Below are 6,584 nucleotides of genomic sequence, written 5' to 3'. Positions count from 1 at the left end.
CGCTGAACCGCTGCTTCAGCAGCCGGCTCCAGCGGTTGGCCGGCAGCTGCGGGTTCAGCAGTGCCACGCCGATGCAGTACTTACTCATGCTCTCCGGCCGGATGCCCAGCTCCGCCAGGGCCCGGTCCGAGACCCCCCGCCCGTCCGCGGACTTGGTCTCCACGACGACCAGATCCGGGCCGTCCACCTGTTCGCGGCCATTGGAATAGGCCAGCTCCACGTCGCAGGTGACCCGCTCCCCATCCAGCGGGTTCACGAAGGTGGCCCGCACATAGGAGCTGTCCAGCACCGGGCGCAAATCCGGCACCTGTTCGCCGTACTCGCGGGCAATCACCTCGTCCAGGAAGCGCATGCTGCGTTCGGTGAGCCGCCGCAGTCGGCAGGGTCCTGCTCGATGCGGTGCTTGACCGTGTTGCCGCGCAGCCCCTTTGTCTTGATTTCAAACATCGACAACCCCGTGTCCACGTAGGTGCGGCTGCGAACCTTGTAGCGCCGGCGCCGACCCTGCCGGTGGGCACGGTACTGCTCAAAATCGGCGGTGTCGAAGTACACCGACTCGTAGCGGAAGGTGCGCAGTCCCTCGATCTGCATGATCCTGAAGTCCTTCCCCAGCTTCTGCACCATGGCGGTGAACTGCTCGGGAGTCAACAGGAACTTGCGGTCCACCCGGGTCTGCAGGGCCGCTTCGCGGATCACCTCCTCCAGCTGGATCGGGGCCCGGCGGGCGACGGCTTCCTCCAACGCCTGGCGGGCGCGTCCGGTATGCCCGGTGCCCGCCGCGTGGACGTCTTGTGGTGCCGCAGTCATTAGGACCACGTCTCCTGCTTGCCGCCGGGAACCTGGGAGGGGACATTGGCCAGCTCGTAGGTGCCGTGGAAGTCCTTGGTGCCGGTGGACGGGGTCACCCGGAAGCGGACGTCAACGATGGTCAGATCCCGGACCATGTCCAGCTCGGTCACCACGGTGCGCAGCACCTTGGCTCCCAGCAGTTCCTCCAGTGCCGCGACCAGGTCCTCATTGCGCGGGTAGGCGCGTTCCAGGGTGACGGTCTGGCGCTGGGTGCGCGGGGCGAAACCCGGGTGATCGGCCAGGAACATGACCAGCACCAGGGCGGCGGTCACCGCCGGGGAGAACCAGGCCGGATCGGGGTGCAGGCCGTTGACCAGACCAATGGCCAGGGAAATGAAGTAGTAGGCCACTTCCTCCTGGGTCAGCGTGTCCGAGCGCAGACGAATGATCGACAGGATGCCGAACAGCCCCAAGCCGAGGCCCATCCCTGCGCCGCTGCCTGAGAGCAGCAGGGTGACCGCGAAGATGCCCATGCTCAGGCAATGTAGGCCAGCACGAGGTCGCGGCGGAAGTGCCGACGGAAGTACACGAAGTAAACCAGCGCCGTCATGCCAAGAACATTGGCCGCCAGCGCCATCCAGAATGACAACATTTCATTTACCTTTCACCGGAAGTTCATCTCTTGTTTCAAGAGTAGGAAGGCCAAATGAAGGAAATAAAAGAAGCCGATGAGAAGACTCTCATGTGCGTCATGGGATGCATGACAACAACTGACGGTCCGGCGCTACCAGTGGAAGCCTGAAAAACCCGCATCAATCGCCCGAGAGAGCAAGCGGCCCGGCGCACGAGGGGTCAAGGGCGGATCGGGTGCCTCCGGAAGCGATCAGAAGATAGACCAACTCCAGCATCTTCTTATCAACTAGATCGCTGAACCAGGCAGCTCACCGGGTTGCGGTGCCCCTTTCAGGAGCCAGATCTGCCCGATGCACCCATCGGAAGATTCGACCTACGCCCCAGTGTGTAGTCCTTCCGCACTTCGCCCCGAGGAGTACGGTCGCCTATTTCATTAGATACAGTGCGTCAGATGACCTTTTAATGCCTACCACCGGAATCCACGGGCAGCCCAATGGAATCTAGCAACAATAACGGTTCGGCGCGCGAAAGCTTGAACTTCTTTGAGTAAAACATTATATTTTTCAGTTTCTCTGGAGTCCGGTGATCCGTCAGATTTTTGAACGTAAATTACCAACAGACCATCATGGTGTCCGGTGACCGTGGTCAAAACCGTCTTGCAGATTTGATATAGCCGTTGTGGCGTGACACCGCGCTCAAGTTCAAGTGCAGCCTTTTCGTACTTCTGGGCAATTTCTGGTTGCCACATTCCCTCAAGGTACCTCGCAAGCCGTTGAAGCTTGCCTGCTAACTCCTGGCGTGATGCTCCGTCTAATTGAGCGGCCATTTTCCTATGAGCTCCCCTGTCGCCGAGTCGCCGAGTCGCCGAGAATTCGGTTTTCCTGTTTGGTTCGCGTCCCGCAACTAGCATGATCCCTTAAATCCGGTTTGCGGCGCGATATGTCTGGAATGTCTTGGGGTCGTCAGCCTGAACCCGCCTTCAAAGACATGACCGTGATTGGCTCGAGATCACGTCCCCCCTGAATAGCGACTGCCACTTGTCCCGGCGCCCGGCACCGCCTTTCCAGAGGGTTCGATCGGCTTGTTGAACCAACAACATCACGTCGACTAGTAAAGATTGGAGTCCATGCGCCGATGTCTACAGATTTCGCTCATGAGTTATTGGGGAGCTACTTGCCCCTCCACGGAAAGCTGACATAATCGCGCCGGCGGGATTGCCTCGACGTTATACAACGCACCGCGACGAAAATTGCGGGCGCCATTATTGATTCGGCGGACCCTGGACCGAGCGTTCTTCAAACTCTTCCCTCACGACGCGACACATTGCCGGTTCTCGAATAGCGCCGATCCGCCAGGAACCTGAAGTGTGCCCCAATAATGGCCCCGGACACCGCACTCACCAATTCCGTTGGCCACAAACCCAGCCATCGGCTCTCGGTGAGGCCAAGCAGCGCAACGCTGGCGAAGACCACTAGTGAAAGCGCCACACCAGCCAGATTTGGACGCAGAAAATAGTACATCGCAGATCCACACAGCACTCCTACGGCTACTCCCAGCAAAAGCAGTGGAAGCACACCCACCCCCACGAAGAACAGAGACAACGCAACTGCCGAGAATGGAGCGGCGATGGCAACAGCCCAGGACACGGCGTCGGCCCCCTTGGCATAACGCGGTTTGCGCTCAGCTTTCTCGAGCATTGTCTCCACCAACTTCCATTACAGTCATCTTCCTCGAACGGCGATTCGATGCTCACTGTTGCAATCTCCATGCAAACCACCGTGTTTGTAGCTTCCAGAGGTAGCGTCAAGCTGACGACCGACCGTCGTCAAGCGGCGCCCTACCTGTTCCGCCAGCCGCTTCAACTTGCTGCCATGGATCCTCAGGAACACTTATCTTTCTAGGCATCCATCTGCTCATAATCTCCGCGCGCAGCCCGATTTTTCGTCCAAATCGGTGGGTGCCGGTGCGCCGTCACTTGCCTGACCGCCGATTGGCATTCAATTCAATGTGAACGGCACCTTGACGAACTGCCTATCGTTTTCGCTTGCCCAGCAAGCCGAACATGCTGGGTCGGCGACTGGTCTGTCGCGCGAATTTACGCAGTTGCTCGATGAGCGCATCGAATCGTGCCGCGGCTTGGGGATCCACTTCCCCGCTTGAATTCGTTATCGGGTGATCGCTGATACTCATGGGACCGGCTCGAAGCGCCTCCTGCAGTTCGCTGGCGATCTGCCGCAGTCGATCGGGCAGGACTTCCTCCTCAAGTTCACTGGCGAACGCTGAAGGTTTGGGCCGCAGCAATGAGACGCTCGTGTTCCACGTAGGCGGCTAGTTCACGCAACTGATCCGCAACCTGCCCGAACGATTCGTGTTCTAGTTCAACTACCATGTATCAATGATCGCTCCTCGGTTCCATGGGTTCGGGAGGCATGGCTGATTCGTACCGCCAAGATAAATTAGGTTCCTTTCTTGGCGGTCATGTTTCAGAAATGCCTACACCCAGAATCTCGGGCAACCCTTCCGTGTCCGACGATCCGTCGGACTATTGAACGACAACCCCGCTCCCAGTTGTTGTCATTCCAATTCGTCTTGTCGGAATAGCGACAGCCAGCGGTGCGCTGGAGCATACTGCTCGTCTTCGATGAGATCCGTAAGGCTCTTTGCGAAGTCTCGATCTAGCAGGTCGTTAAGGACCTCTCTCGCTTCGCTGGGCCCCGGCACCCACCCGGTCGGAAACTTTTTCGTCTCGACCCATTCTGGTTCCGAGGATCCAATCGGCGTAAATTCAATTTCCACCAACTCATCCTCCACTTCGGGCACCCAACAAACTCTAATTCTTGGTAATGGCAAAAGCTCCGACCAGAAGTTCACACCATCTGTTGGCGACACAAATGACCAGATCGATGTGGCCACATCGTCGGGTAGACCACACACTAGAGCCAGACGCTCGAAGGTGTTCGCATAACGACGCGGAACAGGAGTTCCCCCTTTCCGAACCGTCGCAAGGAGCTGTTCAAGAGCAGGACCTGGAGTTCCGCGACTGAGCAGTGAATATGTCTCGTGGAGGGCGGGCTGACCCATTTTGCGACTGAACCACTCGGCCATCCACTGACACTGCATCAGGACCATTCGTTCCTGTGCTGAAGATACTGGCCATTCCGGTTCAGTATGATCCTTCTCCGAACCGCACCAGAGTCCGGGTTCCTCGGTCTTCGCAAACTTAGCCCAGAGAATACCTCGCTTTCCCGCCGCGCGGTCAGCTTCTTGAACGATGCTGGACGCCAAACGAGGTTCAATCTGGTTCGTCTGGGCAAGTAAGCTGCCGGGTTGTCGACTGGCGCTCATGACATCCACGGGAAAACGAGTACGGAGCCTAAAGGCTGGGATCGAAGCACCGCGAGGAGTCGCCTCGACTTCGTAAACCCCCGCAACTGACCTATGCCAGTCCGGAATCAGTATTCGGCGAACCCGGAATTTTGGGTTGCTCATGATTTTCCCCTCCCCGCCGTCCGGCGCGTTTGAGCGCACGAATGCCCGGACCGATGCGGAATCGGACCGGGCAACGGCGCGCATGGTGCTACTCGGATTACTCGCCGGCTTCGATGGCGGCCTTCGCGTTGGGGTCCGAATCGTTCAGGAAGTCCGAGATGCGCTGCACCTCTTCGCTTTCACCGATGGCGGCGGCGGCACGCCCCAGGGCATAGAGCGAGCGCAGGAAGCCGCGGTTCGGTTCGTGACGCCACGGCACCGGGCCCTGGCCCTTCCAACCGGCTCGCCGCAGGCATCCAGGCCGCGGTGGTACCCGACCCGCGCGTATGCGTAGGACTCCACCGCCCGCCCCTCGTCGTGGGCCTCGTTGGATAGCAGTGCCCAAGCCAGTGAGGAGGCGGGGTACTTGGCGGCAACATCCACCGGCTCATCGCCGGCCTGCAGCCGCTCAAGAACCTCGGTCTCCTCCGGCAGCAGGGTTTCGGGGATGCCCAGCAGGTTCTTGCCAATCATCATTACTTCAGGGCCTTCCCGGCCGAACCCAGCTGCTGCGCGGCTTCAACCACGCGGGCGGCCATGGACTCCTCGGCCTTGGCGCCCCAGACGCGCGGGTCGTAGGTCTTCTTGTTGCCGACTTCCCCGTCAACCTTCAGCACGCCATCGTAGTTGGTGAACATGTGTCCGGCCACGGGGCGGGTGAACGCGTACTGGGTGTCGGTGTCAATATTCATCTTGATCACGCCGTAGGACACCGCATCAGCGATTTCCTGCTCGGAGGAGCCCGAGCCACCGTGGAAGACGAGGTCGAAGGGGTTGTCCTTGCCGACCTTCGAGCCAACCTGGGCCTGGATGTCCTTCAGGATTTCCGGGCGCAGCTTCACGCCGCCGGGCTTGTACACACCGTGGACGTTGCCGAAGGTCAGGGCGGTGATGTAGCGGCCCTGTTCGCCGGTGCCCAGGGCCTGGATGGTGGCCATGGCATCCTCAACGGTCGAGTACAGCTTGTCGTTGATGGCGTTTTCCACGCCGTCCTCCTCGCCGCCCACGACGCCGATCTCCACTTCCAGGATCTGCTTGGCGGCGGAGGTGCGCTGCAGCAGTTCGGCCGCGATGCGCAGGTTCTCGTCCAGGGTCTCGGCGGAGGTCCCACATGTGCGAGTTGAAGAAGGGGTCACGTCCGGCCTTGACCTCGGCCTCCGAGGCGGCCAGCAGCGGCAGTACGAAGGAATCCAGCTTGTCCTTCGGGCAGTGGTCGGTGTGCAGGGCGATGTTGACCCGTAGTTCTTGGCGACTTCCCGGGCGAAGGCCACAAAGCCCAGGGAGCCCGCGGTCATGTCCTTGACCGAAGCGCCGGAGAAGTAGGCGGCGCCACCGGTGGAAACCTGGATGATGCCGTCGGACTCGGCTTCGGCAAAGCCGCGGATGGCCGCGTTCAGGGTCTGGGAGCTGGTGACGTTGACGGCGGGGAAGGCGTATCCCCCTGCTTGGCAGCGTCGATCATGGCGTTGTATTTATCCGGGGTTGCGATAGGCATGCTTCACTCCTGGTGATTGAGCGGGGATAACCCGTCATCCTCGACGACAATTCGTTTCCATCCTAGCTTCCTCGCTGGGTTGGCATCAGGAGGCCACGGTAAGTGACGCGCCAGTTACGCCGGGCACCGGGCGCCGGAC

General features: G+C 60.1%; 8 protein-coding genes and 1 pseudogene. All 9 read right to left on the bottom strand.

Annotation, left to right across the window (positions count from 1 at the left end):
- On the bottom strand, positions 1–352 hold a 352-nt coding region (locus JCM19049_RS06635; RefSeq protein ID WP_374700252.1), incomplete at its 3' end, for a VTC domain-containing protein.
- Positions 331–807, bottom strand: a complete 477-nt coding sequence (locus tag JCM19049_RS06630; protein ID WP_054821187.1) for a VTC domain-containing protein — start codon at positions 805–807, stop codon at positions 331–333. The genes JCM19049_RS06630 and JCM19049_RS06635, both read right to left, overlap by 22 nt.
- Positions 807–1,322 carry a DUF4956 domain-containing protein gene (locus JCM19049_RS06625; RefSeq protein ID WP_279402616.1) on the bottom strand — a complete coding sequence of 172 codons (516 nt, stop codon included), beginning with the start codon at positions 1,320–1,322 and terminating at the stop codon, positions 807–809. Before JCM19049_RS06625 ends, JCM19049_RS06630 begins: the two co-directional genes overlap by 1 nt.
- Positions 1,323–1,888: 566 nt before the next feature.
- Positions 1,889–2,170 carry a hypothetical protein gene (locus JCM19049_RS19075; protein WP_279402615.1) on the bottom strand — a complete coding sequence of 94 codons (282 nt, stop codon included), beginning with the start codon at positions 2,168–2,170 and terminating at the stop codon, positions 1,889–1,891.
- A 547-nt stretch (positions 2,171–2,717) separates the two neighbouring features.
- The gene (locus tag JCM19049_RS06620) at positions 2,718–3,131 is read right to left on the bottom strand and encodes a hypothetical protein (RefSeq protein WP_279402614.1); all 414 of its coding nucleotides are present in this window, start codon (positions 3,129–3,131) and stop codon (positions 2,718–2,720) included.
- A 322-nt stretch (positions 3,132–3,453) separates the two neighbouring features.
- Positions 3,454–3,723 carry a hypothetical protein gene (locus JCM19049_RS19070; protein ID WP_279402613.1) on the bottom strand — a complete coding sequence of 90 codons (270 nt, stop codon included), beginning with the start codon at positions 3,721–3,723 and terminating at the stop codon, positions 3,454–3,456.
- A gap of 273 nt (positions 3,724–3,996) precedes the next feature.
- A complete protein-coding gene (locus tag JCM19049_RS19065) occupies positions 3,997–4,911 on the bottom strand; it encodes a hypothetical protein (RefSeq protein ID WP_279402612.1) in 915 nt (304 codons plus the stop codon).
- Between the two features lie 97 nt (positions 4,912–5,008).
- Positions 5,009–5,424: pseudogene (locus tag JCM19049_RS06610) on the bottom strand (DUF3151 domain-containing protein).
- A gap of 2 nt (positions 5,425–5,426) precedes the next feature.
- The gene (gene fbaA / locus JCM19049_RS06605) at positions 5,427–6,347 is read right to left on the bottom strand and encodes a class II fructose-bisphosphate aldolase (RefSeq protein ID WP_279402617.1); all 921 of its coding nucleotides are present in this window, start codon (positions 6,345–6,347) and stop codon (positions 5,427–5,429) included.
- Between the last annotated feature and the right edge of the window lie 237 nt (positions 6,348–6,584).

The sequence above is a fragment of the Arthrobacter sp. JCM 19049 genome, assembly GCF_001310435.1.
The sequence above is the reverse complement of the archived record's forward strand: the minus strand, read 5'-3'. Positions and strand labels throughout refer to the sequence as shown.